At 75.0% G+C, this 25663-nt stretch carries 12 protein-coding genes; 3 read left to right on the plus strand and 9 right to left on the minus strand.

Translation table 11 applies throughout. The features are described from left to right. Nucleotides 1–1402: polyketide synthase (locus tag ACFQ11_RS30775; protein WP_378305043.1), on the minus strand; the 1402-nt coding region annotated here is incomplete at its 3' end. Beyond that, nucleotides 1402–2619, minus strand: a complete 1218-nt coding sequence (locus tag ACFQ11_RS30780) for an FAD-dependent oxidoreductase (RefSeq protein ID WP_378305045.1) — start codon at nt 2617–2619, stop codon at nt 1402–1404. The genes ACFQ11_RS30780 and ACFQ11_RS30775, both read right to left, overlap by 1 nt. A 271-nt stretch (nt 2620–2890) precedes the next feature. Between ACFQ11_RS30780 and ACFQ11_RS30785 the strand changes: the two genes are divergently transcribed. Continuing rightward, nucleotides 2891–3403: a sugar 3,4-ketoisomerase gene (locus tag ACFQ11_RS30785; protein ID WP_378305047.1), complete on the plus strand. Its 513-nt coding sequence runs from the start codon at nt 2891–2893 to the stop codon at nt 3401–3403. After that, nucleotides 3400–4554 carry a DegT/DnrJ/EryC1/StrS family aminotransferase gene (locus tag ACFQ11_RS30790; RefSeq protein ID WP_378305049.1) on the plus strand — a complete coding sequence of 385 codons (1155 nt, stop codon included), beginning with the start codon at nt 3400–3402 and terminating at the stop codon, nt 4552–4554. The genes ACFQ11_RS30785 and ACFQ11_RS30790 overlap by 4 nt, the downstream gene beginning before the upstream one ends. Here ACFQ11_RS30790 and ACFQ11_RS30795 read toward each other — a convergent pair. The 4 genes from ACFQ11_RS30795 to ACFQ11_RS30810 form a co-directional block, all read right to left on the minus strand. Next, nucleotides 4500–5216, minus strand: coding sequence for a class I SAM-dependent methyltransferase (locus ACFQ11_RS30795; protein ID WP_378305051.1), 717 nt, complete (start codon nt 5214–5216; stop codon nt 4500–4502). The genes ACFQ11_RS30790 and ACFQ11_RS30795 overlap by 55 nt on opposite strands. A gap of 12 nt (nt 5217–5228) precedes the next feature. After that, nucleotides 5229–6209 carry an NAD-dependent epimerase/dehydratase family protein gene (locus tag ACFQ11_RS30800; RefSeq protein ID WP_378305054.1) on the minus strand — a complete coding sequence of 327 codons (981 nt, stop codon included), beginning with the start codon at nt 6207–6209 and terminating at the stop codon, nt 5229–5231. Between the two features lie 5 nt (nt 6210–6214). After that, on the minus strand, nt 6215–7567 hold the full coding sequence (locus tag ACFQ11_RS30805; protein ID WP_378305056.1) for a nucleotide sugar dehydrogenase: 1353 nt from the start codon (nt 7565–7567) through the stop codon (nt 6215–6217). 201 nt (nt 7568–7768) lie between these two features. Continuing rightward, nucleotides 7769–8365, minus strand: a complete 597-nt coding sequence (locus ACFQ11_RS30810) for a TetR/AcrR family transcriptional regulator (RefSeq protein WP_378305058.1) — start codon at nt 8363–8365, stop codon at nt 7769–7771. 50 nt (nt 8366–8415) lie between these two features. On the opposite strand from ACFQ11_RS30810, the gene ACFQ11_RS30815 reads away from it, so the two are divergent. Next, on the plus strand, nt 8416–10014 hold the full coding sequence (locus ACFQ11_RS30815) for an MFS transporter (protein WP_378305066.1): 1599 nt from the start codon (nt 8416–8418) through the stop codon (nt 10012–10014). A 31-nt stretch (nt 10015–10045) separates the two neighbouring features. Here ACFQ11_RS30815 and ACFQ11_RS30820 read toward each other — a convergent pair whose 3' ends face one another. From ACFQ11_RS30820 to ACFQ11_RS30830, 3 genes are all read right to left on the minus strand, one after another. Further along, nucleotides 10046–13951, minus strand: coding sequence for a type I polyketide synthase (locus ACFQ11_RS30820; protein WP_378305060.1), 3906 nt, complete (start codon nt 13949–13951; stop codon nt 10046–10048). Beyond that, nucleotides 13951–24387, minus strand: coding sequence for an SDR family NAD(P)-dependent oxidoreductase (locus tag ACFQ11_RS30825; protein WP_378305062.1), 10437 nt, complete (start codon nt 24385–24387; stop codon nt 13951–13953). Before ACFQ11_RS30825 ends, ACFQ11_RS30820 begins: the two co-directional genes overlap by 1 nt. After that, nucleotides 24387–25663: beta-ketoacyl reductase (locus tag ACFQ11_RS30830; RefSeq protein ID WP_378305064.1), on the minus strand; the 1277-nt coding region annotated here is incomplete at its 5' end. The genes ACFQ11_RS30830 and ACFQ11_RS30825, both read right to left, overlap by 1 nt.

Consider the following 25663-nt stretch of genomic DNA (forward strand, 5'->3'; position numbering starts at 1 on the left):
CGCCGGCGAGCCGGGCGTGCAGCCGCCCCGCCTGGGCGCGGACGCCCGCCCGGTCGATGCCGGAGACCAGCCAGACGGCGGGCGTCGACGCGCCCGGCCCGAGGGCCGACGGGGTGGCGGCGGGCGCGGCCGCCGGCTCGGGCGCGGAGAGCACCAGGTGACAGTTCGCGCCGCCCATGCCGAACGAGCTCACCCCCGCGAGCGGCGCGCCGTCCGGCCAGGGCACCGCCTCGGTCGGCACGCGCAGGTTCAGCGACTCCAGCGGGATCGCGGGGTGGGGGGTCGCGAAGTTCAGGCTCGCCGGGACGCTGCGGTGGTGGACGCTCAGCGCCGCCTTGAGCAGCCCGACGATGCCCGCGGCCCCTTCGAGGTGCCCGACGTTCGTCTTCGCGGACCCGACGAGCAGCGGGCGGCCGGGCGGCCGGGCGGCGCCGAGCACCGCGCCGAGCGCGGCGGCCTCGACCGGGTCGCCGACGGGCGTGCCGGTGCCGTGCAGCTCGACGTATCCGACCCGCGCGGGGTCCGCCCCGGCGTGCTCGTACGCGGCCCGCAGGACGGCCTCCTGCGCGGCGCGGTCCGGGACGGTGAGGGCGTCGCCGGTGCCGTTGCCGACGGCGCCGCCGCGGATCACGGCCAGGACCCGGTCGCCGTCGGCGACCGCGTCCGCGAGGCGCTTCAGCACGACCAGGCCGCCGCCCTCCCCGCGGACGTAGCCGTTGGCCCGGGCGTCGAACACGAAGCAGCGGCCGTCCGGCGACAGGGCGCCGAACGCCGCGGCGCCCGCGGTGCTCTCCGGGGCGAGGGTGAGGTTGACGCCCCCGGCGAGCGCGAGCGTCGTCTCGCCGCGGCGCAGGCTCTCGCAGGCCAGGTGCACCGCCACCAGCGACGACGACTGGCCGGTGTCGACGGCCATGCTCGGCCCGGCCAGGCCCAGCAGGTGGGACAGGCGGTTGGCGATGGCGCTGCGGTGCAGCCCGGTCAGCGTGTGCGGGGTGATCGCCCGGATGCCCCGGCGGTGCGCGAGCGTCGCGTAGTCGTCCCAGATGGCGCCGACGAACACCCCGGTGCGGGCGCCCGCGAGCCGGTCGGGGGCGATCCTGGCGTGCTCGAGGGCCTCCCACCCCAGCTCCAGCGCCAGGCGCTGCTGCGGGTCCATGACGGCGGCCTCGCGCGGCGAGACGCCGAAGAACGCGGCGTCGAAACCGGCGACGTCGGTCAGGAAACCGCCGCGCCGCGGCGCCCCGGGCCCGGCGGGCACGGCGTCCCGCCGGTCCGCGGGCACGCCGGTGACCGCGTCGGTGCCGGTGCTCAGCAACCGCCAGAACTCGTCCGGCCCGTCCGCGCCGGGCAACCGGGCGGCCGCCCCGACGATCGCGACCGGCTCGTCGCGCCGCGCGTCCATCAGGCGGCCGCGGCGCTCGGCGAGACCGTCTCGTCCCAGTTCAGCCGGTGGTCGTACACCCAGCTCAGTGACGCCGCCTCGTTGAGCGCGATGCGCCGGAACAGGATCGGCAGCACCATGTCGCGGACGCGGCGGCGCAACTGGTTCGGCACGATCATCAGGTCGCCGGCCCGCTTGCCGAACGCGACGACCCGCTCGACCCGCGGGCGGCGCAGCTCCTCGAAGCGGGCGAGCGCCGCCGGGACGTCCGGGATGTCGCGGAGGCACTGGCCGAGCACGACCGAGTCCTCGATGGCCATCGAGGCGCCCTGCCCGGCGGCGGGCGACACGGCGTGCGCGGCGTCGCCGATGATCAGCATGCGGCCGGAGCGCCAGTGCGGCACCTTCGGCAGGTCCTGGATGGGCCAGGGCGCCCAGATGTCCTTGGTGGCCCGGATGATGTCGAGGGCCGGCGTGTCGTCGTCCGCGAACAGCTCCTCCAGGTGGGCGCGCCACCGGTCCGGCCCCATCGTCCGCGCCAGCTCCTCGCGGGACTGCTCCTGCTGCCAGGACGGCGCGGCGTACCACCACACCTGCCCGTCGGGGTCGTGCACGTAGGAGAAGAAGCACCGCTTGCCGAGCAGCATGTTCTCGGTGCCGGTCACCCCGGGGACGTCCACCTCGTCGGTGTAGCCGCCGGTGTTGAGGAGACGGCCGAACCGGGGCGGCGGCCCGTCCGGGTCGATGATCTTGCGGAGGGTGGAGTGCAGGCCGTCGGCGCCGATCAGCAGGTCGCCCTTGACCTCGGTGCCGTCGGAGAACCGGGCGACGACCCCGTCGCCGGTGTTCTCCGCGTCGACCATGCGCATCCCGAACTCGAACCGGACGCCCCGCGCGATCGCCTCGTCGCGCAGCGCGACGTAGAGGTCCCCGCGCTTGATGGCGCGGCTCGCCGTCCCGTCGTCCAGCAGCTTCCCGTTCGGGACGAGCGACAGCCGCCGCCCGTTGCCCATGTAGTACTGGTTGCGGGGGATGTCGAACCCGCGGTCGAGGGCGGACTTGATCTCCAGCTCGTGGAGCGCGTGCCGGCCGTTGACGGCGAGGACGAGGTTGGCGCCGATCCCATCCGCCGTCCGGTCGTACGCCTCGAAGACGATCGGGTCCAGGCCGGCTTTCTGCAGCGCCATCGCGGACGCCGGTCCCGCGACACCGCCCCCGATGATCAACACGGTGGGCATGGGTTCTCCTGTTCGCACACGGACACCGGAAAAACGCGGGACGAGCGTAAGCAGGCGCGGCGGCCCGTTCCCATGGGCGGCGAACGGATTCCCGGTGGTTAGGGGGCGCGTAGGGGTGCTCCCCGTACCGGGCCGGGCTTAGCGTCGGGGACGTCATGATCCTCGCCGCCGGAGCCGGTGGGGCCGCGTCGTCCAGGCGGCCGACCAGAAGGATCGCCCGGACGGACGGTCCGGGCGGGGCCGTGCCGGCGGCCGGACGCGAAGGAAGGCGATGTCCTCCTCAGCCCTGTCCTCCTCGGCCCTGTCCTCCTCGGCGCCGTCAGGGGCCTCCCCGGCCCCCTCCCCCTCTCCCCCGGGCGGCCGGGCGGTCGGCCGGACCGACCCGTGCCGCATCGTCGAGCTGCCCGAGTACACCGACCCGCGCGGCACCCTCACCGTCGTGGAGTGCGGCAGCGAGATCGACTTCGACATCAAGCGCGCCTACCACATCCGCGACGTCCCGGACGGGCGCCGGCGCGGCGCGCACGGCCACCGCCGGCTGCGGCAGCTCATCATCGCCGTGCACGGCTCCTTCGAGGTGATCGTGGACGACGGCTTCGAGCGGGACCGGTTCCTCCTGGACGACCCGGGGCGGGGCCTGTACGTCGGGCCGATGATCTGGCGGGACATGGTCGGTTTCGCTCCCGGCACGGTCGGCCTGTGGCTGGTGTCGGAGCCGTACGACGAGGCCGAGTACTACCGGGACTACGACGCCTTCCTGCACGACGCCCGGGCCGCGTCGTGACCGCCGTCCCGTTCCTCGATCTCCGCGCCGCCTACGCGGAGCTGGGCGCGGAGATCGACGCGGCGGTGGGGCGGGTGCTGGCGTCCGGCCGGTACCTGGAGGGCCCCGAGGTCGCGGCGTTCGAGGAGGACTTCGCCGCGTACTGCGGCGCGGAGCACTGCGTCGCCGTCGGCAGCGGCGGGGACGCGCTGGAGATCGCGCTGCTGGCGCTGGGGATCGGCCCGGGGGACGAGGTGATCGTCCCGTCGCACACGTTCTTCGCGTCGTGGCGGTCGGTCAGCGCCGCGGGCGCGCGCCCCGTCCCGGTGGAGCCCGCGGAGGACACCGCCAACCTCGACCCCGCCGGCGTCGAGGCGGCGATCACCGCACGGACCCGCGCGATCCTCCCGGTGCACCTGTACGGGCAGCCGGCCGACCTGGACGCGATCACGGCGATCGCCGCCCGGCACGGGCTGGCCGTGGTGGAGGACGCCGCGCAGGCGCACGGCGCCCGCCACCGCGGACGCCGGATCGGGGCGGGGTCGCTGGCCGCGGCGTTCTCGTTCTACCCGGGCAAGAACCTCGGCGCGCTCGGCGACGGCGGCGCCGTGGTCACGTCGGACGCGGCGCTCGCCGGGCGGATGCGGCTGCGGCGCAGCTACGGGTCGCGGGTGAAGTACCGGCACGAGATCGTGGCGGGGAACTCGCGGCTGGACGAGCTGCAGGCGGCGGTGCTGCGCGTCAAGCTCGCCCGGCTCGACGAGTGGAACGCCCGCCGCGCCGGGGTCGCCGCCCGCTACCTGCGGGACCTGCACGGGCTGGACGGCCTGGCGCTCCCGGTCGTCGCGCCGTGGGCGGAGCCGGTGTGGCACCTGTTCGTCGTCCGGTCGCCGCGGCGGGACGAGCTGCGGCGGCGGCTGGCCGACGCGGGGATCGGCACCCAGATCCACTACCCGGTTCCGGTGCACCGCACCGCCGCGTACGCGGCCGCCGGGTGGCCCCCGGGGTCCCTGCCGGTCGCCGAGCGGCTCGCGGCGGAGGTGCTGAGCCTGCCGATGGGCCCGCACCTGGACAAGGCGGCCGCGGACGCGGTGGTCACGGCGGTGCGGGCCGCGGTTCAGCCGCGGACGCCGACGAACAGTCCCCGCCCGGACGGGCCGCCCTCCACGTAGGCAGGTTCGCAGCCGGCCCGGCGCAGCGCCGCGGTGTAGTCGTCCCGTTCGAAGAGGGTGATGTGCAGCGTGTCGGTGAGGTGCCGGATCGGCGCGTGGGGCGCCGCCACCAGGTACTGGACCTCCATCCTGGTGGCGGTGCCCTCCCGTACCGAGTGCGAGACGCGCGCGACGGTGCGGCCGTCGTCGTCGCGGGCGACGTCCGCGGCGACGTAGCCGGGCAGGAAGGTCTCCGGGAACCACCACGGCTCGATGACCAGGACCCCGCCGGGCTCCAGGTGCCGCGCCATCCGCGTCACCGCGCGGTCCAGCTCGGCGGTGTCGGCCATGTGCCCGATGGAGCTGAACATGCAGGTGACGGCGTCGAAGGTGCGGCCGAGGTCGAAGTCGCGCATGTCGCCCCGCGCGAGGGGGACGCCGGGCAGCCGCCGCCGGGCGACGGCGATCATGTCGTCCGACAGTTCCAGCCCCTCGGCCCGGTCGAAGAGCGCGGCGAAGTGCCGCAGGTGCGCCCCGGTCCCGCATGCGACGTCGAGCAGGCTGCGCGCGCCGGGCCGCCGCTCCCGCACCAGGGCCGCGACGTCGGCGGCCTCGGCGGCGTGGTCCTTGCCCCGCGCGCGGTAGACGAGGTCGTAGATGTCGGCGAGTTCACCGTCGTACATGCCGTGCTCCAGTCACGAGAGGCCGCTGTCGGGCAGGGCCAGCCACCACGGGTTGTCCCGCGCCCAGTCGATGGTGCGGCGGACGCCTTCCTCCAGCGGGGTGGTGATCTCCCAGCCGAGGATCTCGGCGGCCTTCGCGGTGTCGGGGACGCGGCGGGTCAGGTCCTGGTACCGGTCGCCGAGCCGTTCCCGGGTGTCGACCGGCACCACGGTCGGCGGCACCCCGGTCAGCTCGGTGATCAGCTCGACGACGCTCCGGACGGGCGTCTCGACGGAGCTGCCGACGTTGAAGCTCTCGCCGTCCGCCTTCGGGTCGTTCGCCGCCGCGACCGTCGCGTCGATGAGGTCCTCGATGTAGGTGAAGCAGCGGGTCTGGCCGCCGTCGTCGTACACGACCGGGGACAGCCCGCGCAGCGCGCGGTGGATCGTCCGGCTGACGACGAACGCGGGGCGCTGCCGGGGGCCGTAGGCGTTGAAGTACCGGACGACCGTGACCGGCAGCCCGTGGGCCGCCGCGAACCCGAACACCAGGTGCTCGGCCATCGCCTTGCTCGTCGAGTACACCCAGCGGTCGGTGCCGGTGGGGCCGAGCACCCGGTCCGCGGTCTCCGACCACGGCACGGCCGGGTTCCGGCCGAACACCTCGCTGCTGCTGGCGAGCACGAGCTTCGCCCCGGCCCGCCCGGCGCGGTCGAGCACGTGCCGGGTGCCGATGACGTTGATGTCGACGACGTCGAGGGGGGTGCTCAGGTAGCGGTCGACGCCGACGACGGCCGCCATGTGGTATACGACGTCCACGTCGAGGGGGATCGCGGCGGCGACCGCGTCCGGGTCGCGGATGTCGCCCGTCGCGTACCGGACGCCGGGGACGGCCAGGTCCGGCGGGACGGGGCCCGGGTCGAACACCGTCACGTCGTCGCCGCGCGCGGCGAGCCGCGACACCAGATGGCCGCCGATGAAGCCGTTCCCGCCGGTCACCACCACTTTCGCCATGCCCGTCACCGCCCGATGCCGCGGTAGACGTAGCCGGCGTCCTCGAGTTCGCGGACGCGCTCGCGCGGATAGTGGGCGCGGCCGTCGAAGAGCAGGCAGGGGTCGGCGGCCAGGCGGCGCAGCGCGGCGAAGTCGACGGCGTCGAACTCCCGGTGCCGGGCCAGCACGGCGATGCAGTCCGCGTCGGCGACCGCGTCGTCGAGCGTCTCGCGGGCCTTCATCCCGAAGGTCCGCTCCAGTTCCTCCGGGCGGGACAGCGGTTCGTAGAGCCGCACGTCGACGCCCGCGTCGCGCAGGTTGTCGACGACGTCGCGGGTCGGGGTGGCGCGCAGGTCGCCGGTGTCGTTCTTGAACGCCAGTCCCATGATGGCGACGACCGCCCGGTCCGGGGCGCGGCCGAGGTCCGCGAGACCGTCCAGGATCAGCCCGGCGGTGTGCGCGGGCATCCCGTCGTTCACCTCGCGGGCGACCGGGATGGTCCGCAGCTCGACACCGCGGGCGCGCGCCGCCCGCCAGGTCATCCACGGGTCCTTGGTGAGGCACGACCCGCCGACGCCGACGCCCGGCAGCAGAATGTTCACATTCCCGTTTCCCTTGGGAATGGAGTTGGCGGCCTCGATGACGTCGAGCACGTCGACGTCGAAGGCGCCGCAGAGTTTCGCGAGTTCGTTGGCGAGAGCGATATTGTGGTCGATCCACCAGTTGTCCGCGAGTTTCACGAGTTCCGCCGCCTCCGGGGAGGCGCAGGGGATGACCGGCACCCCGATCGTCCGGCGCCAGAAGGCGGCCGCCGCGGCCGCGCTGTCGCCGTCCCAGCCGCCGACGACGATCGGGAATTCGGCCAGCTCGCGCAGCGCGGTGCCCTCCGAGAGCCGCTCCGGGCAGAACGCCAGCCCGAAGTCGGTCCCGCAGGCCAGGCCGCCGCTTTCCAGGATCGGCACGACCAGCTCGCGGGTCCGCCCGGGCGGCACGGTGCTCTTGAAGATGAGGAGCTGGCCGGGCCGCAGCCACCGGCTCAGCTCCCGGCAGGCGCCGGCGAGCTGGGAGTCGTCCAGCTCACCGGCGTCGCGGATGGGGGTGCCGACGGCGACGATGACGACGTCGGCGTCGCGCACCGCGGCGTAGTCGGTCCCGACGCGCAGCGTCCCGGCGTCCAGCCCGGAGTTCAGCAGGCCGGCCAGCCCCGCTTCGCTGTAGCGGCAGTACCGCCCGGCCAGTTCGGCGACGAGGCCCGGGTCGACGTCGACTCCGGTGACGCGCACCCCGCGGTCGGCGAGTGCGGCGGCGACGCACGAGCCGACGTATCCCATTCCGAGAACGACGGCGTTCAGTTCCGCTGAATCCGGCAAGAATCGCATGTTCGTCCATTCGACAGACTCGACCTGGTCGACGGGAGTTCGTCCGGTGACGGCTCACGCACACCAGAATCACCGATAACGAAATTGCGACCCGTAGTGCCGCGAGCCTATGCAGCCGCCGATATGGGCGAAACCCCTAGCGCACCCCTAGCCGGCCGCGGGCGGAATCGTCCGCGGAATTCGGGAGGCGGAACGGGCCGGTCAGGGGCCGGACGGGCCGTGCAGCAGCTCGCGGAGGGCGTGCCCCAGCTCCTCGCCCGTCGGGGCGCGCTCGGGATCGAGCAGCCACTGCAGCGCCAAGCCCGGCAGCAGCGCGATCAGGAGCGAGGCGCTGGTGCGCGCCGTCCGCGAGCTGACGTGCGAGGCGAACCGTTCGAGCACCTCGACGAGCCCTTCGCGGGTCTCCTCGAGGCTCGCCGACAGCTGCCGGCGGACCTCGGGGATGTGCTCGGCCTGCGCGAACGCCTCCACGGCCGACACCCACAGCGCGCGGTGCCCGTCGAACGACTCGATCAGCAGCGTGCAGGCGTGCTCGAACCGCTCGAACCAGTCCGCCTCGGAGTCGGCGTCGGCGGCCGTCGTCAGCGACCCCATCACCGCGTCGAGCTCCGCTCCCCACTCGGCGAAGGAATCGATGATCGCGGCGGTCAGCAGAGCGTCCTTCGACCCGAAGTGGTAGCCGATCGAGCCGAGGTTGGTCCCCGACGCGGCCACGATGTCACGGGCGGTTGTGCGGCCGTAGCCGCGCTCGTACAGGCAGCGCTTCGCTCCGGCCAGTAGATCTTCCCGGTGTCCCACACGCGGACCCTATCAAACGGGCGTCCTATACAAACTTATAAGACAAACGTATAATCGCCGCCATGGACGTCACAGCCGCACGAGCCGGCAGGCGCGAGTGGATCGGACTCGCGGTGCTGGTGCTGCCCACGCTGCTCATCTCGATGGACATGACGGCGTTGTTCTTCGCGCTGCCCAACCTGAGCGCCGACCTGGGCCCGAGCAGCGCCCAGCAGCTCTGGATCATGGACATCTACGCCTTCATGCTCGCCGGCTTCATGATCACGATGGGGTCGCTGGGCGACCGGATCGGCCGCCGCCGGGTCCTGCTCATCGGCGCCGCCGCCTTCGGGGCGATCTCGGTGCTGGCCGGTTACTCGCAGAGCGCGGAGATGCTGATCCTCGCCCGTGCGCTGCTGGGGGTGGCCGGGGCCGCGCTCGCCCCCTCCACGCTCTCGCTGATCCGCAACATGTTCCACGACGCCCGGCAGCGCCGCACCGCGATCGCCATCTGGACCGCCGGGTTCTCCGGCGGCGCCGGACTCGGCCCGATGCTGGGCGGGGTCCTGCTGGAGAGCTTCTGGTGGGGCTCGGTGTTCCTGGTCAACGTGCCCGTCATGGTCCTGCTGCTGATCCTGGCGCCGCTGCTGCTGCCGGAGTACCGCGACCCGGGGGCGGGCCGCCTGGACCTGCAGAGCGCGCTGCTGTCCCTGGCCGCCGTGCTGCCCGTCGTCTACGGGATCAAGGCGCTCGCCGAGGAGGGCCTGCAGTGGCGGCCGCCGGCGTTCATCGTCTTCGGCCTGCTCGCCGGCGTGCTGTTCGTCCGCCGCCAGCACCGCCTCGACGACCCGATGCTGGACGTGGCGCTGTTCCGGAAGCGGGCCTTCAGCATCTCGATCAGCGCGAACGTCCTCAGCATCTTCGCGATCGTCGGGTTCGGCTACTTCGGCACCCAGTACATGCAGCTCGTCCTGGGCATGAGCCCGCTGACGGCCGCACTGTGGACGCTGCTCGTCGCCCCCGCCATGGGCGCGGCGGTGCTGACGGCCACGCTGCTGGCCCGCCGGGTCCCTCCCGGGTACATCGTGGCGGGCGCGATGGTGCTGATGGCGGTCGGCTTCGCCGTCCTGACCCAGATCCGGGTGGACAGCCCCACCCTCGTACTGGCCGCGGGCTTCCTCGGCATCATCGGCGGATCGGGCGCGGTCGGCGCCCTCGCCGTCGACATGATCGTGGCGGCGGCCCCGCCGGAGCGGGCGGGTTCCGCGTCGGCGCTGTCGGAGACCGGCTCGGAGTTCGGCGGCGCGGTCGGCGTCGCGCTGCTCGGCAGCATCGGCGCGGCCATCTACCACGCGAGGATGGACACGGCGGTGCCGTCGGGGCTGCCGCCGGAGGCCGCCGAGGCCGCCCGCGACACGCTCGGCGGCGCCACCGAGGTCGTCCGGCATCTGCCGGAGGCGATCGGCGGGCCGCTGCTCACGACCGCGCAGGAGGCGTTCACCGAGGGCATGCGGGCGTCGGCGACGGCGGGCGCCGCGATCATGGTCGTGACCGCGGTGCTCGCCGCGTTCCTGCTGCGCCACGTGCGGCTCGCCGGGGCGGACGGCGCCGAGGCTCCGGAGCGGGAGAAGCGGGCGGAACCGGTCGAGGAACTGGTGGAGGAACGCTGACCGGCCCGTCCCGCCGGCCCGGCGGGGCCCGTCATCCGCACATGTCCCGCAGCCAGTCCTCGACGGCCCCGGCCGTCGAGGACGCGTGCGCCTCCATCATCGTGAAGTGGTCGCCGGGCACCCGGATCGAGGTGTGCGCGCCGGCGAAGCTCGCACGCCAGTCCGCACCGCCGTCCACACCGGTGCCGCGCTCCGCCGCTTCCCGCCGGTGCTCCGCGACGATCGACTCCTCCGCGCCGACGAACAGGACGGGCGCCTCCACCGGGCGCGGTTCGGCCTCACCGATCAACCGGACGTAGCGGCCCATCGACGACAGCCGGGCGCTGTTGTAGGGGCCGAGCTCCGGTTCACGCTCCAGCAGCCCGTACAGCATGTGACTCCAGACGTCGCGGGTGGCCTCGTTCCACACGACGTACGTGTCCAGCAGCACGACCGCGCTCGGCCCGTGCCCGAGCCGTTCGAGCAGCCCGGCCGCGGCGTGCGCGAGGATCCCGCCGGACGACATCCCGAGCAGCGCGTACGGGCCGTCGCCGGCGTCCCGCCGGACGGCCTCGGCGAACACCTCGACGGCGGCGGCGACGGTCGCGGGGACGGCGTCGTCCCGGTCGACGCCGAGCACCCGCAGCGCCGAGACGGGCCGCTCCCCGCGCAGGGCGGCGGCGAACCGCGCGTACTGCTGGACCCCGCCGAGCACCATCGGGGACGGCACGCAGTACAGGGCGGTGGGGCGCGGCCCGTCGGCGAGCCGGACGGCTCCGGGCGGGTCGCCGAGGTCGGCGAGCGAGGAGAACTGCGGCCGGGCGGCGGCGACGGCGTCCAGCATGTCGAAGCCCGCCTGCATCCGGCCCGCGTGCACCGCCTCGCGGAACAGGGCGCTCAACGTGTCCGCCTCCTGCCCCCCGGCGACCGGCGTGGCGGGCCCGGCGGCGGCCTCGGGCCCCGGCACAGAGCCGGACGGGCGGGCGGCGAGCTCGTCGAGGACGTGCCGGACGAGGGCGCGCGGCGTGGAATGGTCGAACACGGCCGTCGCGGGCAGGTCGAGCCCGGTCGCGGCGTTGACCGCGGCGCGCAGTTCCATCGCCGCGGCGGAGTCGAATCCGGATTCGAAGAAGCCACGGTCCGGGTCGACGTCGTCCGGCGACGGATGGCCCAGCACCGTCGCGGTGAGCGCGGGCACGAGCTCGCGGACGCGGCGTTCCCGCTCCGGCCCGGGCGGCCCGAGCGGCACCGCCTGCGGCTCGGGCGGCTCGGCGGCGGCCGGAGGCGGCGTCGCCGCGACCTCCCCGGGCCGGGACTCCAGCCAGTACCTGCGGCGCTGGAAGGGGTAGGTCGGAAGGTCGACCGGCCGCACCGGAACGCCGGTGAACATGCCCGCCCAGTCCACGGCGACGCCCCGGCACCACGCGGCGCCGATCGCCCGCAGCAGCGTCTCGGGTTCGGGGTTGTCCCCGCGGGCGAGCGGGACGAACGCCGCGTCGCCGTCCTCGGACAAGCAGTGCGGCCCGGTGGCCGACAACACGGCCGAAGGCCCCACCTCCACGAACGTGCGGACGCCTTCGCCTTCGAGCGTCCGGACGGCGTCGGCGAACCGGACCGTCTCACGCACATTACGCAGCCAATACCCCGGCTCGGCCAGCTCCTCATCGGCCCGCTCGCCCGTCACCGTCGACACCAGCGGAATGGTCGGCGGGTGGAAGGTGACCGAGGCCAGAACCTCGGCATAGTCGTCGAGCATCGGCTCCATCTGCGCCGAATGGAACGCGTGCGACACCTTCAAGGGGGTGGTCTTGCGGCCCCGGTCCTTCCACTCGGCCGCCACCCGAGCCACCGCGTCCTCACCCCCCGACAGCACCACCGAAGAAGGAGCGTTGACCGCCGCCAGCTCCACCCCGGACGGCAGGTCGAGTTCGTCCTCCGACGCCTGCACCGCCACCATCGCCCCACCCGATGGGAGGGACCCCATCAACGAAGCACGTGCCCGCACCACCCGGCAGGCGTCCTCCAGCGACCACACCCCCACCACATGGGCGGCCGTCACCTCACCGATCGAATGACCCGCCACAAAATCCGGGACCACACCCCACGACTCGACCAACCGGAACAACGCCACCTCGAACGCGAACAGACCACACTGGGCGTGCTCGGTCCGATCCACCACCTCCGGCCGCTCCCACACCACCTCACGCAACCCCGGGAAATGCCCGCACACCTCCTCGAACGCCTCCGCGAACACCGGAAACGCCTCACACAACCCACGACCCATCCCCGCCCGCTGCGCACCCTGACCGGAGAACACCACCGCCGAACGACCCGGCCGCAGGCGACCGGAGCCGTGGGGAGCCGCGACCGCGCGCGTCCGCAGGGCCTCGGCGAAGCCGTCCTCGTCCCGGGCCACCACGACCGCGCGATGCTCCAGTCGGGCGCGGGTGGTCGCGAGGGAGAACGCCACGTCGTGCGGCGTGTGCGGGCGCGGTCCGTCCAGCATGGACGCGAGCTGGGAGAGGCGCTCGCGCAGGGCCTCCTCGCTCCGGGCGGACACGACCCACGGGACGGGCGCGCCCGTCGTCGGCGCGTCCGGCGGCGCGTCGGGGCTCTCTTCGGGGGCTTCTTCGAGGATGACGTGCGAGTTCGTGCCGCTGATCCCGAACGACGAGACGCCGGCGCGGCGCGGACGATCGCCCGGCTTCCACGGTTCGGCGTCCCTCGCCACACGGACGGCGCCCGACGACCAGTCCACCTCACGTGACGGCTCGTCCGCATGCAAGGTTCGCGGAACCACTCCGCGCTGCATCGCCAGCACCATCTTGATCACGCCCGCCACACCGGCGGCCGCCTGCGTGTGACCGAGGTTCGACTTCACCGAGCCCAGCAGCAACGCACGATCCCGATCCCGCCCATACACGGCCTGCAACGCCTGCACCTCGATCGGGTCGCCCAACCGCGTGCCCGTCCCGTGTCCCTCCACGACGTCCACCTGGTCCGCCGCGATGCGCGCGTTCGCCAGCGCGTGCCGGATCACCCGTTCCTGTGCGGGGCCGTTGGGGGCGGTGAGGCCGTTGGACGCGCCGTCCTGGTTCACCGCCGAACCACGCACCACCGCCAGCACCCGATGACCATTGCGCCGCGCGTCCGACAGACGCTCCAGCACCAGCACGCCCATTCCCTCGGCGAAGCCGGTGCCGTCGGCGGCGTCGGCGAAGGATCGGCACCGGCCGTCGGGCGACAGGCCGCGCTGGCGGCTGAACTCCACGAAGGTGGCCGGGGTGGCCATGACGGTGACGCCGCCGGCCAGCGCCAGCGAGCACTCGCCGCGCCGCAGCGACTGCACCGCCAGATGCAGCGCCACCAGCGACGACGAGCACGCCGTGTCCACCGTCACCGCCGGGCCCTCCAACCCGAACGTGTACGCGACGCGGCCGGACACCAGGCTTCCGGAGCCGTGCGCGCCCGGATAGTCGTGGTACATCACTCCGGTGAACACTCCGGTGGGGCTGCCGCGCAGGCTCCCGGGGTCGAGCCGGGCGGACTCGAGCGCCGTCCACGCGCCTTCGAGCAGCAGCCGCTGCTGCGGATCGGTGGCCAGCGCGTCGCGCGGGGACACCCCGAAGAAGCCCGCGTCGAACGCGCCCGCGTCGTCCAGGAACCCGCCGTGGCGTGTATAGGTGCTGCCGGGGCGGCCCGGTTCGGGGTCGTAGACGCTCTCGGTCCGCCACCCGCGATCGTCCGGGAACTCGGTGATCCCGTCGGCCCCGGCTTCGAGCATGCGCCACAGGTCGTCCGGCGAGCCGACGCCGCCCGGGTAGCGGCACGCCATCCCGACGATCGCGACCGGCTCGTGGATCCGCGCGGTGAGCGCGCGGTTCCGTTCGCGGAGCCGCTCGTTCTCTTTCAGCGAGGCCCGCAGCGCCTCGACGACCTTGCCGTCCGCTCCCGGCATCAGGACGCTCCTTCCGTCTCCCGGTACTCGAGGTCCGTTCCGTCCGCGCCGTAGTCCAATGCCAGGCCGACGAGCGCGTCGGCGTCCATCTCGTCGATCGACGCGGCGGGGGGCGCACCGTCGCCGGGCCCGGCGGCGGTGCCCGGCAGGCCGGGTCCGCCGGTCCCGGCGAGCTCCAGGAGGGGATCGAGGAGGCCCGCGTCGCGGAGCCGGGCCAGCGGGATCGTCCCGAGCGCCGCGCGCACCTCCGCCTCGCGGGACGCCTCCCGGGAGGCGGGGGGTTCACCGCCGTCCGCGAGCCGCTCCCCCAGCATTCCGGCCAGCGCGCGGGGGTTCGGATGGTCGAAGACGGCGGTGGCGGGCAGCCGCAGCCCGGTCGCGGTGTTGATCCGGTTGCGGAACTCCACCCCGGTGAGCGAGTCGAAGCCCAGCTCGGTGAAGGCCCGGTCCGGGTCGACGGCGACCGCGTCGGCGTGCCCGAGGACGGCGGCGGCCGTGCGGCGGACGAGGTCCACCAGCTCGGCGGGGCGCCGGTCGGCGGGCATCCCGGCCAGCCGCTTGCGCAGCGCCGACCCGGCGTCCTCCCCCGCCGCGGCGCGCCGCGCGGGCGCGGGGGCGAGACCGCGCAGCAGCGCCGGCGCCTCGTCCGCGAGGGCGCCCACCACCGTCCGGTCCAGCCCGATCGGGACGAGCGCGGCGTCGCCGCCCGCGGCCGCCGCCGCGGTCGCCGCGTCCAGGAGTTCGAGCCCGTGCTCGGGGGTGAGCGGCACGATGCCGACCCGCCGGACGCGGCGGGCGTCGGCGCCCGCGAGCGTCCCCGCCATCCCGTCCCCCTCCCAGGCCCCCCACGCCAGGGAGAGGCCGGGCAGGCCGCGGGCGCGGCGGTGGGCGGCGAGCGCGTCCAGGAAGGCGTTCGCCGCCGCGTAGTTGCCCTGCCCGGGCGTGCCGAGGACGCCCGCGGCGGAGGAGAACAGCACGAACGCCCGCAGATCGAGGTCCGCGGTCAGCTCGTGCAGGTTCAGCGCCGCGTCCACCTTCGGGCGCAGCACCGCGTCGAGCCGCTCCGCGGTCAGGGATCCGATCGTCGCGTCGTCGAGGACTCCGGCGGCGTGGACGACTCCCGCCAGCGGCGCGTCGCGGTCGATCTCCGCGAGCGTGCGGCGGAGCGCGTCCCGGTCCGCCGCGTCGCAGGCCGCGACCGTCGCGGTCGCGCCGAGGTCGGCGAGCTCGGCGACCAGCTCCGCCATGCCCGGCGCGTCCGCGCCCCGGCGCCCGAGCAGCAGTAGCCGCCGGACGCCGTGCCGCGCGGCGAGGTGCCGCGCGACGAGCCGTCCCAACGTCCCGGTGCCACCGGTGATCAGCACGGTTCCCGCGGGATCCCAGACCGGTTCCGGGTCCGGAACCGGAACGGTGACCGGGGCGAGGCGGGGCGCGTACAGCCGACCGGACCGCACCGCGAGCTGGGGTTCGCCCGCCGTGACGGCGGTGCGCACGGCGCGCGCCTCGGCCTCGGGGTCGGGGTCGGGGTCCTGGCCGGCGTCCACGAGGAGTATCCGGCCGGGGTTCTCCGACTGCGCGGAGCGCACGAGGCCCCACACGGCGGCGCCCACCGGGTCGGCGGCCCCGCCGCCCTCGATGTCCACCGCCCCACGCGTGACCACGGCGAGCCTCCCGGCGGCCGGGTCATCCGCCACGTCCCGCAATGCCTCCAGGACACGGCGGACCTCGGCGCGGACGGCGTCTGCGGCCGGCGGCCCGCTCGGGGGCGGAACCGCGAACGTCCGGAGCTGCTCCGCCGGGGCGTCGGCGTCTCCGGTGTCCCGGACGGGTTCCCAGCCGACCCGGAACAGCGAGGCGGCGGCCGGGCGCGCCTGCGCGAACCCGGCGTCCGGGACGGGCCGCAAGGTCAAGGCGTCCACGGACAGCACCGGCGCACCGGCCGCGTCGGCGACATCCACCGACACCGCGTCCTCGCCCGAGGGCCGTATCCGCACGCGAAGGTCGGTGGCGCCGGTGGCGTGCATCTCCACACCGGACCAGGCGAACGGCAGCAGCGCGCGCCCGTCCCCGAACCCGCCCGCCGCGATCACGTGCAGCGCAGCGTCGAGCACGGCCGGATGAACGCCGAACCGCCCGGCCTCCGCCACGATCTCCTCGGGCGCGCCGACCTCGGCGAACAGATCGTCCCCGCGCCGCCATGCGCGGCGCAGCGCCCGGAATCCGGGGCCGTAGTCCAATCCGGCCTCGGCCAGCCGGCCGTACGGATCGTCCACCGCGAGCGGCTCCGCGCCCGGGGGCGGCCACGCCTCCAGCGGCTCCGGCTCGCCGGAGGCGGCGGCCAGCGCCCCGGACGCGAGCCTCGTCCACGCGTCCGCCCCGCCGGTCTCCGCCCGGGCATGGACGGTGAAGGCCCGCGCTCCGTCATCGGAGGGCGAGCCGACCTCGAACTGGACGTCGACCGTGCCGGTCTCCGGGAGAACGAGCGGCGCCTCGATCGTCAGCTCGGCGATCCGCCCGAGACCGGCGCCGTCTGCGGCGTGGACGGCCATCTCCACGAACGCCGTTCCCGGCAGGATCGCCGCACCGCCGACCCGGTGGTCCGCCATCCAGGGGTGGGTGGCGAGGGAGAACCGGCCGCCGTACACGACGCCCGTCGAGTCGGCGAGTTCTACGCGCGTGCTCAGCAGCGGATGGTCAGCGGGCCCGCCGACACCGGCCGTCCCGGCGTCGAGCCAGAAGCGGCGCCGCTGGAACGCGTAGGTGGGCAGGTCGACCCGGCGGGCGCCCGTCCCGGCGAGGACGCGTTCCCATCCGATCGCGACGCCCACGGCCTCGGCCCGTCCGAGCCCCGCCGCCAGGGCCTGCTCCTCAGGACGGTCCCGCCGCTGGAGAGGGATCACCGTCGCGTCGGCGCTCAGGCATTCGGCGGCCGCACCGGCCAACGGACCGTCCGGTCCGACCTCGACGAACGTCCGGACGCCTTCGCCTTCGAGCGTCCGGACGGCGTCGGCGAACCGGACCGTGTCCCGCACATTACGCAGCCAATACCCCGGCTCGGCCAGGATCCCGTCTGCTTGCTCACCCGTCACCGTCGACACCACCGGGATGGTCGGCGGGTGGAAGGTGACCGAGGCCAGAACCTCGGCATAGTCGTCGAGCATCGGCTCCATCTGCGCCGAATGGAACGCGTGCGACACCTTCAACCGCGTCGTCTTACGACCCCGGTCCTTCCACTCGGCCGCCACCCGAGCCACCGCGTCCTCATCCCCCGACAGCACCACCGAAGAAGGACCATTCACCGCCGCCAGCTCCACCCCGGACGGCAGATCGAGTTCATCCTCCGACGCCTGCACCGCCACCATCGCCCCACCCGATGGGAGGGACCCCATCAACGAAGCGCGTGCCCGCACCACCCGGCACGCGTCCTCCAGCGACCACACCCCCACCACATGGGCGGCCGTCACCTCACCGATCGAATGACCCGCCACAAAATCCGGGACCACACCCCACGACTCGACCAACCGGAACAACGCCACCTCGAACGCGAACAGACCACACTGCGCATACTCCGTCCGATCCACCAGCTCCGGCCGCTCCCACACCACCTCACGCAACCCCGGGAAATACCCGCACACTTCCTCGAACGCCTCCGCGAACACCGGAAACGCCTCACACAACCCACGACCCATCCCCGCCCGCTGCGCACCCTGACCAGAGAAAAGCGCGCCCAGGCGGCCGGACGTCGCCGTACCCGTGGTCACCGCAGGGTGGGGAACGTCTTCGGAGATCGCGTACAGGCCATTGAGCAGGGTGTTCCGATCGGCGCCCGTCACTACGGCCCGGTGCCGGAAGCGCGCACGGGTGGTGGTCAGGGACAGTGCGACATCGATCGGTTCTAGTTCGGGCCGTTCCTCGACGGAGGCGGCGAGGCGAGCGGCTTGGGCTCGCAGCGCGGCGGGTTCGTCCGCCGAGACGACCCACGCCACGTCCTTGGGAGCCGGTCGGCTCGCGTCCGCCTGCCGGTCGGGTTCGAGCGCCTGCTCCAAGACCACATGCGCGTTGGTGCCACTGATCCCGAACGACGAGACGCCCGCACGCCGCACCCGCCCCGTCTCCGGCCACGCACAATCCTCCGTGACCAGCTCAACCGCCCCCGACGACCAATCCACCTCACCCGACGGCTCATCCACATGCAACGTCCTCGGAACCACACCCCGCCGCAACGCCAGCACCATCTTGATCACACCGGCCACACCGGCGGCGGCCTGCGTGTGCCCCAGGTTCGACTTCACCGAACCCAGCAACAACGCACGATCCCGATCACCCCCGTACACCGCCTGCAACGCCTGCACCTCGATCGGATCACCCAACCGCGTGCCCGTCCCATGCCCCTCCACCACGTCCACATCGGACGGCGACAGACCGGCATCGGCGAGCGCGCGCCGGAGGACTCGCTGCTGCGAGGGGCCGTTGGGTGCGGTGAGTCCGTTGGACGCGCCGTCCTGGTTCACCGCCGAACCACGCAGCACCGCCAGCACCGGATGACCGTTGCGCCGCGCGTCCGACAGACGCTCCAGCACCAGCATCCCGACACCCTCCGACCAGCCCGTCCCATCGGCACCCGACGCGAACGCCTTGCACCGCCCGTCCGGCGCCAGCCCCCGCTGCCGGGAGAACTCCACGAACGTCTCCGGCGTCGCCATGACCGTGGCGCCGCCCGCGACGGCCAGGGAGCATTCCCCGGCCCGCAGCGACTGCGCCGCCAGGTGCAGCGCCACCAGCGACGACGAGCACGCCGTGTCCACCGTCACCGCCGGGCCCTCCAGCCCGAACGTGTAGGAGATCCGGCCGGAGGCGATGGCGCCGGTGCTGCTCGCGCCGACGTAGTCGTGGTACATGAGGCCGGTGAACACGCCGGCGTCGGTGCCGCGGAGCGTCCCGGGGTCGATGCCCGCCCGCTCGAACGCCTCCCAGCACGTCTCCAGCAGCAGCCGCTGCTGCGGGTCGATCAGCAGCGCCTCCCGGGGGCCGATCCCGAAGAATCCGGGGTCGAAGTCGGCGGCGTCGTGCAGGAACCCGCCCTCGCAGACGTAGCTGGTGCCGGGTCGCCGCCCGGTCGGGTCGAACAGGCGCGCGACGTTCCAGCCGCGGTCGGCGGGGAACGCGGAGATCGCGTCCCCGCCCCGGTCGAGCAGCCGCCACAGGTCCTCGGGCGAGGCCACTCCGCCCGGGTAGCGGCAGGCCATGCCGACGATCGCGATCGGCTCGTCGGCGGACGTCCGCGTCGCGACTCGGGCGACGGCGGACGTGTGCGGCGCCGCGCCCGTCAGCTCCGCGTCCAGGAACCGCCCCAGGGCCTCCGGGGTGGGGTGGTCGAAGACCAGGGTGGCGGGGAGCCGCAGGCCGGTGGCGGCGCCCAGCGCGTTGCGCAGTTCCACCGCCGTCAGCGAGTCGAAGCCGAGGTCCTGGAAGGCGAGGGACGTGTCGACCTCGGCGGCCGTCCCGTACTGCAGGACGGCCGCGACATGGCCGGCGACGAGGTCGCGAAGGACCTCCGCCCGCCGGTCGCCGGGCAGCGCCCGCATCCGGTCGGCGAACGGGCGGCCGTCCGCGCCCCGCGCTCCGGTGGCCGATCCGGCGACGGGACGGGCGGGCGGGCACAGTTCGTGGAACAGCGGCGGCAGGACGGGCGCGGCGCGCAGCGCGGCGGTGTCCAGCCGGACCGCGATCGGTGCCGGGTCGGGGGCGCCGAGCGCGGCGTCCAGGTGCGCCAGGGCCTCGTCCAGGGGCATCGGGGTCGCCCCGCCACGGGACACGTGGGTGCGGCCGGGCGTGCCGGACGCCGTCGCCATGCCGCTCTCCCACGGTCCCCAGGCGATGCTCACCGCCGGGAGGCCCGCGCCGCGCCGCCGGGCGGCGAAGGCGTCCAGGAACGCGTTCGCGGCGGCGTACCCGGCTTGCCCGGCGCCGCCGAACACGCCCGTGACGGAGGAGAACGACACGAACGCGGTCAGGTCGAGGCCCGCGGTCAGCTCGTGCAGGTTCAGGACGGCGTCCGCCTTCGGGCGCAGCACGGTGTCCAGCCGCTCCGGCGTGAGGGCGGTGACGACCCCGTCGTCCAGCACGCCCGCCGTGTGGATCACCGCGCGCAGCGGGCGGTCGGCGGGGATCGCGGCGAGCGCCGCGGCCAGCGCGTCCCGGTCGGCGGCGTCGCAGGCGGCCGTCTCGACGGCGGCGCCCAGGCCGGTCAACTCGGCCGCCAGGTCGGCGGCCCCGTCGGCGGCGGGTCCGGAACGGCTGAGCAGGAGCAGCCCGCGGACGCCGTGGGCGGTGACCAGGTGCCGCGCGACGGCCGCCCCGAGCGCGCCGGTCCCGCCGGTGATCAGCACGGTGCCGGCCGGGTCGAACGGCGCCGCCGTCCCGGCCGGCTCGGGGCCGCCCGGTGAGCGGGCCAGGCGCGGGACGAGGCCGGCGCCGGCGCGGACGGCGACGTGCGGCTCCCCGGCGGCGAGCACGCCGGGCAGGAGGGCGGCGGCGTCGGCGGCGGGGACGCCCGGTTCGACGTCGACGAGGAAGATCCGTCCGGGGTGCTCGGCCTGCGCCGAGCGCACGAGTCCGCCCACCGCCGCGGCCGCCGGGTCGATCGCGGCGCCCGCGTCGCCCGGCACCGCGGCGCCGCCGCGGGTGAGGACGACCAGCGGCGCGCCGGGATCATCGGAGAGCCGGTCCCGCAGGTCCCCGAGCGCCGCCGCGACGGCGTCGCGGACCGAGCCGCCGGTGCGGGGTTCGATGACCTCCGCCCGGGGGTCCGGATGCGGGGCGGGCGGGAGCCGGAGCGGCCGCCACTCCACCCGGTGGAGCGACGTCGCCGTCCGGGCGCCGGACGCCGCCCGCCCGGCGGGCAGCGGCCGGGTCGAGAGCGCCTCGACGGTCGCGACCGGGGCACCGGAGACGTCGGCGACCTCGATCGTCACCGCTCCCGCCGGCCCGTCGCGGGTGAGCCGCGTTCGGACCGCGGCGGTGCCGCTCGCGTGGAGCGAGACACCGCTCCAGGAGAACGGCAGCCTGGGGCCGTCCCCGTCCGGCGCGAGCCCGTCGAGGGCGAGGGCGTGCAGGCAGGCGTCCAGGACGGCCGGGTGCAGCCCGAACCGGGTCGCGGACTCGGCCGCGTGCTCGGGCAGCGCGACCTCGACGAGGACGGCGTCGCCGTCGCGCCAGGCGGCGCGCAGCCCGCCGAACACCGGCCCGTAGTCCAGGCCGAGCGACGACAGCCGGGCGTAGACGCCGCCGACGTCCAGGGGTTCGGCGGCGGGCGGCGGCCAGGCCCGCAGGTCGAAGGCGGGCGGCGGCGCGGCCGGGCCGAGCAGCCCGACGGCGTGCCGGGTCCATTCCGTGCCGGGCTCGTCGGGACGGGCGTGCACCGCCACGGGACGGCGGCCCGCCTCGTCCGGCTCTCCCACCGTGACCTGCATCAGGACGTCGCCGCGGGCGGGCAGCGCCAGCGGCGCCTCCAGGGTCAGCTCGTCGACCCGGGCGCAGCCGGCCTGGTCGCCCGCGTGCACCGCGAGGTCGACGAAGCCGGTCCCGGGCAGGACGGCCTCGCCCCGGACGCGGTGCTCGGCCAGCCAGGGATGCGCCCCGGTCGACAGGCGCCCGGTCAACACGACGCCGCCCGAGTCCGCGAGCGTCAGCGCCGCCCCGAGCAGCGGGTGACCGGTCGCGGAGAGCCCGGCGGCGCGCGCGTCGGCGCTGGAACGGGGGTCGAGCCAGTAGCGGCGCCGCTGGAACGGGTACGTCGGCAGTGCGACGCGGCGGGCGCCCGTCCCCTCGAACACGCCCTCCCAGCTCACCGGGACGTGACGGGTCCACAGGCGGGCCAGGGCGTTCGCCGCTGACGCGGGCTCAGGCGCGTCCCCGCGCAGCAGCGGGACGAAGGCGGGGTCGTCACCGGTGACGCAGGAGGAACCGGCGGCCGAGAGCGCGGTGCCCGGCCCGACCTCGACGAACGTCGCGACCCCCTCGGCCTCCAGTGTGCGGACGGCGTCCAGGAACCGCACCGGGCGGCGCACCTGCTCGACCCAGTACCGCGGCTCCGTGAGCACCGCGCCCGCCGCTTCGCCCGTGACCGTGGACACCACCGGGATTGTCGGCGGATGGAAGGTGACCGAGGCCAGAACCTCGGCATAGTCGTCGAGCATCGGCTCCATGCGCGCCGAATGGAACGCGTGCGAAACCTTCAACCGCGTCGTCTTACGACCCTTGCCTTCCCACTCGGCCGCCACCCCGGCCACCGCGTCCTCATCCCCCGACAGCACCACCGAAGAAGGACCATTCACCGCCGCCACTTCCACCCCGGCCGGCAGAACGAGTTCATCCTCCGACGCCCGCACCGCCACCATCGCCCCACCCGCAGGCAAGGCGCCCATCAACAAAGCGCGCGCCCGCACCACCCGGCACGCGTCCTCCAGAGACCACACCCCCGCCACATACGCCGCGGTCACCTCACCGATCGAATGACCCGCCACAAAATCCGGAACCACACCCCACGACTCGACCAACCGGAACAACGCCACCTCGAACGCGAACAGACCACACTGCGCATACTCCGTCCGATCCACCACCTCCGGCCGCTCCCACACCACCTCACGCAACCCCGCAAAGTGCCCGCACACCTCCTCGAACGCCTCCGCGAACACCGGAAACGCCTCACACAACCCACGGCCCATCCCGACCCGCTGCGCGCCCTGACCAGAGAAAAGCGCGGCGGTGAGACGGCCGGTACCGCGTGCGCCGCGCAGGACGCCGGGGGCGGTGTCGCCGTCGGCGACGGCCCGGACGCCCGCGGTCACCGCGTCCGCGTCGGCCGCCGTGACCGCGGCCCGGTCCTCGAACGCGGTGCGGCTCGTCGCGAGCGAGTAGGCGACGTCGAGGGGGTCGGCCCCGCCCTCCAGCAGCTCCAGCACGTTCCCGGCCTGCGCGCGCAGCGCGGCCTCGCCGCGTCCGGACAGCGGCAGGACGAGGCCGCCCGCGGGCCGGTGCCGCTCCCCGGTGCCGCCGGTCTCCCCGGTCGCGTCCTCGGGGGCCTCCTCGACGATCAGGTGCGCGTTGGTGCCGCTCACCCCGAACGACGAGACCCCGGCGCGGCGGGGGCCGTCGCCCGGCCACGGCCGCGCCTCGGTGAGCGGGCGGACGGCCCCGGAGGACCAGTCCACGTGCGGGGACGGCTCGGCGACGTGCAGCGTCTTCGGCAGGACGCCGTGCCGGATCGCCTCCACCATCTTGATCACGCCGCTGACCCCGGCGGCGGCCTGCGCGTGCCCGATGTTCGACTTCACCGAGCCGAGCCACAGCGGACGGTCCGCCGGGCGGCCCCGCCCGTAGGTGGCGAGCAGCGCCTCCGCCTCGATCGGGTCGCCCAGCGTGGTGCCGGTGCCGTGCCCCTCCACCGCGTCGACGTCGGCGGCGGCGAGCCCGGCGTCCGCCAGCGCCCGCCAGATGACGCGCCGCTGCGCCGGCCCGCTCGGCGCGGTCAGCCCGTTGGACGCGCCGTCCTGGTTCACCGCCGACCCGCGGATCACGGCGAGCACCGGATGCCCGTCGCGGCGCGCGTCGGCGAGCCGCTGCAGCAGCACGACGCCGACGCCCTCGGCCCAGCCGGTGCCGTCCGCCGTGCTGGAGAACGCCTTGCAGCGGCCGTCGCGCGCCAGCCCGCTCTGCGCGCTGAACGCCAGGAACGGTGCGGGGGTGGACATCACGTTGACCCCGCCCGCGAGCGCCATCGAGCATTCGCCGCGCGCCAGCGCCCGGCACGCGACGTGCAGCGCGACGAGCGACGACGAGCAGGCGGTGTCGACCGTGATCGCGGGCCCCTCCAGCCCCAGCGTGTACGCGACGCGCCCGGAGATGACGCTGCCCGCGCTGGCCGTGCTCAGGTACGCCGCGGCCGCCTCGGGGTCGGCGGCCAGCAGCGTCGAGTAGTCCTGGCCGCCGCTGCCGAGGAACACCCCGACCGGCGTGCCCCGCAGGGTCTCCGGGACGATCCCGGCACGCTCGACGGTCTCCCAGCAGACCTCCAGGGCGAGCCGCTGCTGCGGGTCCATCGCGACGGCCTCGCGCGGGGAGACGCCGAAGAAGCGGGCGTCGAACGCGGACGCGTCCCGGACGAACCCGCCCTCGGGGGCGTACTCGTCGCCGAGCACGTCGCCGAGCCGCCAGCCGCGGTCGTCGGGCGCCGGGCCGATCGCGTCGCCGCCGCCCGCGACGAGCCGCCACAGGTCCTCCGGGGAGCGGACGCCGCCCGGGTACCGGCAGCCCATCCCGACGACGGCGATCGGCTCCGCGACGCCGTCCTCGAGCTCGCGCAGCCTGTCCCGGGTCCGGTGCAGCTCGGCGGTGACCTTCTTGAGGTAGTCGAGCAGCCTGTCCTCGTTAGCCATCAGCGGGCCCCGAACTCCTTGTCGATGAACGCCAGGACGTCGTCGGCGTCGGCGTCGGCCAGCCGGCTCTCGACGCCGGCGGCGGGGTCGTCGCCGGCCGCCGCGCCGAGCCGGGCCGTCATCGCCCGGAGCCGGTCGAGCAGGCCGACGGCGGCGACCGCCGCGGGCGGCACCGCGACCAGTTCGCTCTTCAGGCGGTCGAGGCGGGCGGGGAGCGGGGCGCTCCCGCCGCCCGCCGCGGCCGTCCCGGCGCCGCCGGACAGGGCGGCGGCCAGGTGCGCCGCGATCGCGGCGGCGGTCGGGTGGTCGAACACCAGGGTGGCCGGGAGCCGCACGCCCGCCGCCCGGCTGAGCCGGTTGCGGAACTCGACGGCCGCGACCGAATCGAACCCGAGGTCCTTGAACGCCCGTCCCGGCTCGACGTCCCCGACGTCATGGCCGAGGAGGGCGGCGGTCAGGGAACGGACGAGATCCAGCAGCACCCGTTCCCGCTCGGGCGGTGTCAGCCCGGCGAGCCGGTCCGCGAGGTCCGCCCCGTCGCCCGGTTCGGCGTCGGCGGCGTCGCCGCCCGCCGCGGCGGCGCGCGCGTCGGGCAGGTCGTCCAGCAGCGGGCGCGCCCGGCCGAGCGTGTAGGGCGGGACGAACCGGGCCCAGTCGGTATCGGTCACGACGAGATGGGGCTCGTCGTGCGCGAGCGCCTGCCACAGGGCGCGGACGGCGAGTTCGGGGGGCATCTCGTCGACGCCGAGCCGCCGCAGGTACGCGGCCGTCCCCTCGTCCACCATCCCGCCGCCGCCCCAGGACCCCCAGGCGACGCAGGTCGCGGCGCGGCCCCGGGCGCGGCGCCGGGCGGCGAGCGCGTCGAGGTACGCGTTGGCCCCGGCGTAGGCGGCCTGCCCCGCCGAGCCCCACACGGCGGCACCGGAGGAGAACAGCACGAACGCCTCCAGCGGCCGGTCGCCCAGCAGTTCGTCGAGGTTGCGGGCGCCGGCGACCTTCGCGGGCGCCGCCGCGGCGAGCGCGTCCCGGCCGCCCCCGCCGGTGAGCGGGCCCGGTTCCGGGAGGACGCCCGCCGCGTGGACCACGGCCGTGACCGGTTCGGGCAGCCCGTCCAGGAGGTCGCGCAGCGCGTCCCGGTCGGCGACGTCGCAGGCGGCGACGGTGACGCGGGTCCCCGCGGCGGCGAGCTCGTCCGCCAGGTCCCGCGCGCCCGCCGCGTCGAGGCCCCGGCGGGACACCAGGACCAGGTGCGCGGCGCCGTCCGCGGCCAGCCGCA

This window comes from Actinomadura sediminis (genome assembly GCF_042675525.1).
Classification (GTDB): Bacteria; Actinomycetota; Actinomycetes; order Streptosporangiales; family Streptosporangiaceae; genus Spirillospora; species Spirillospora sediminis.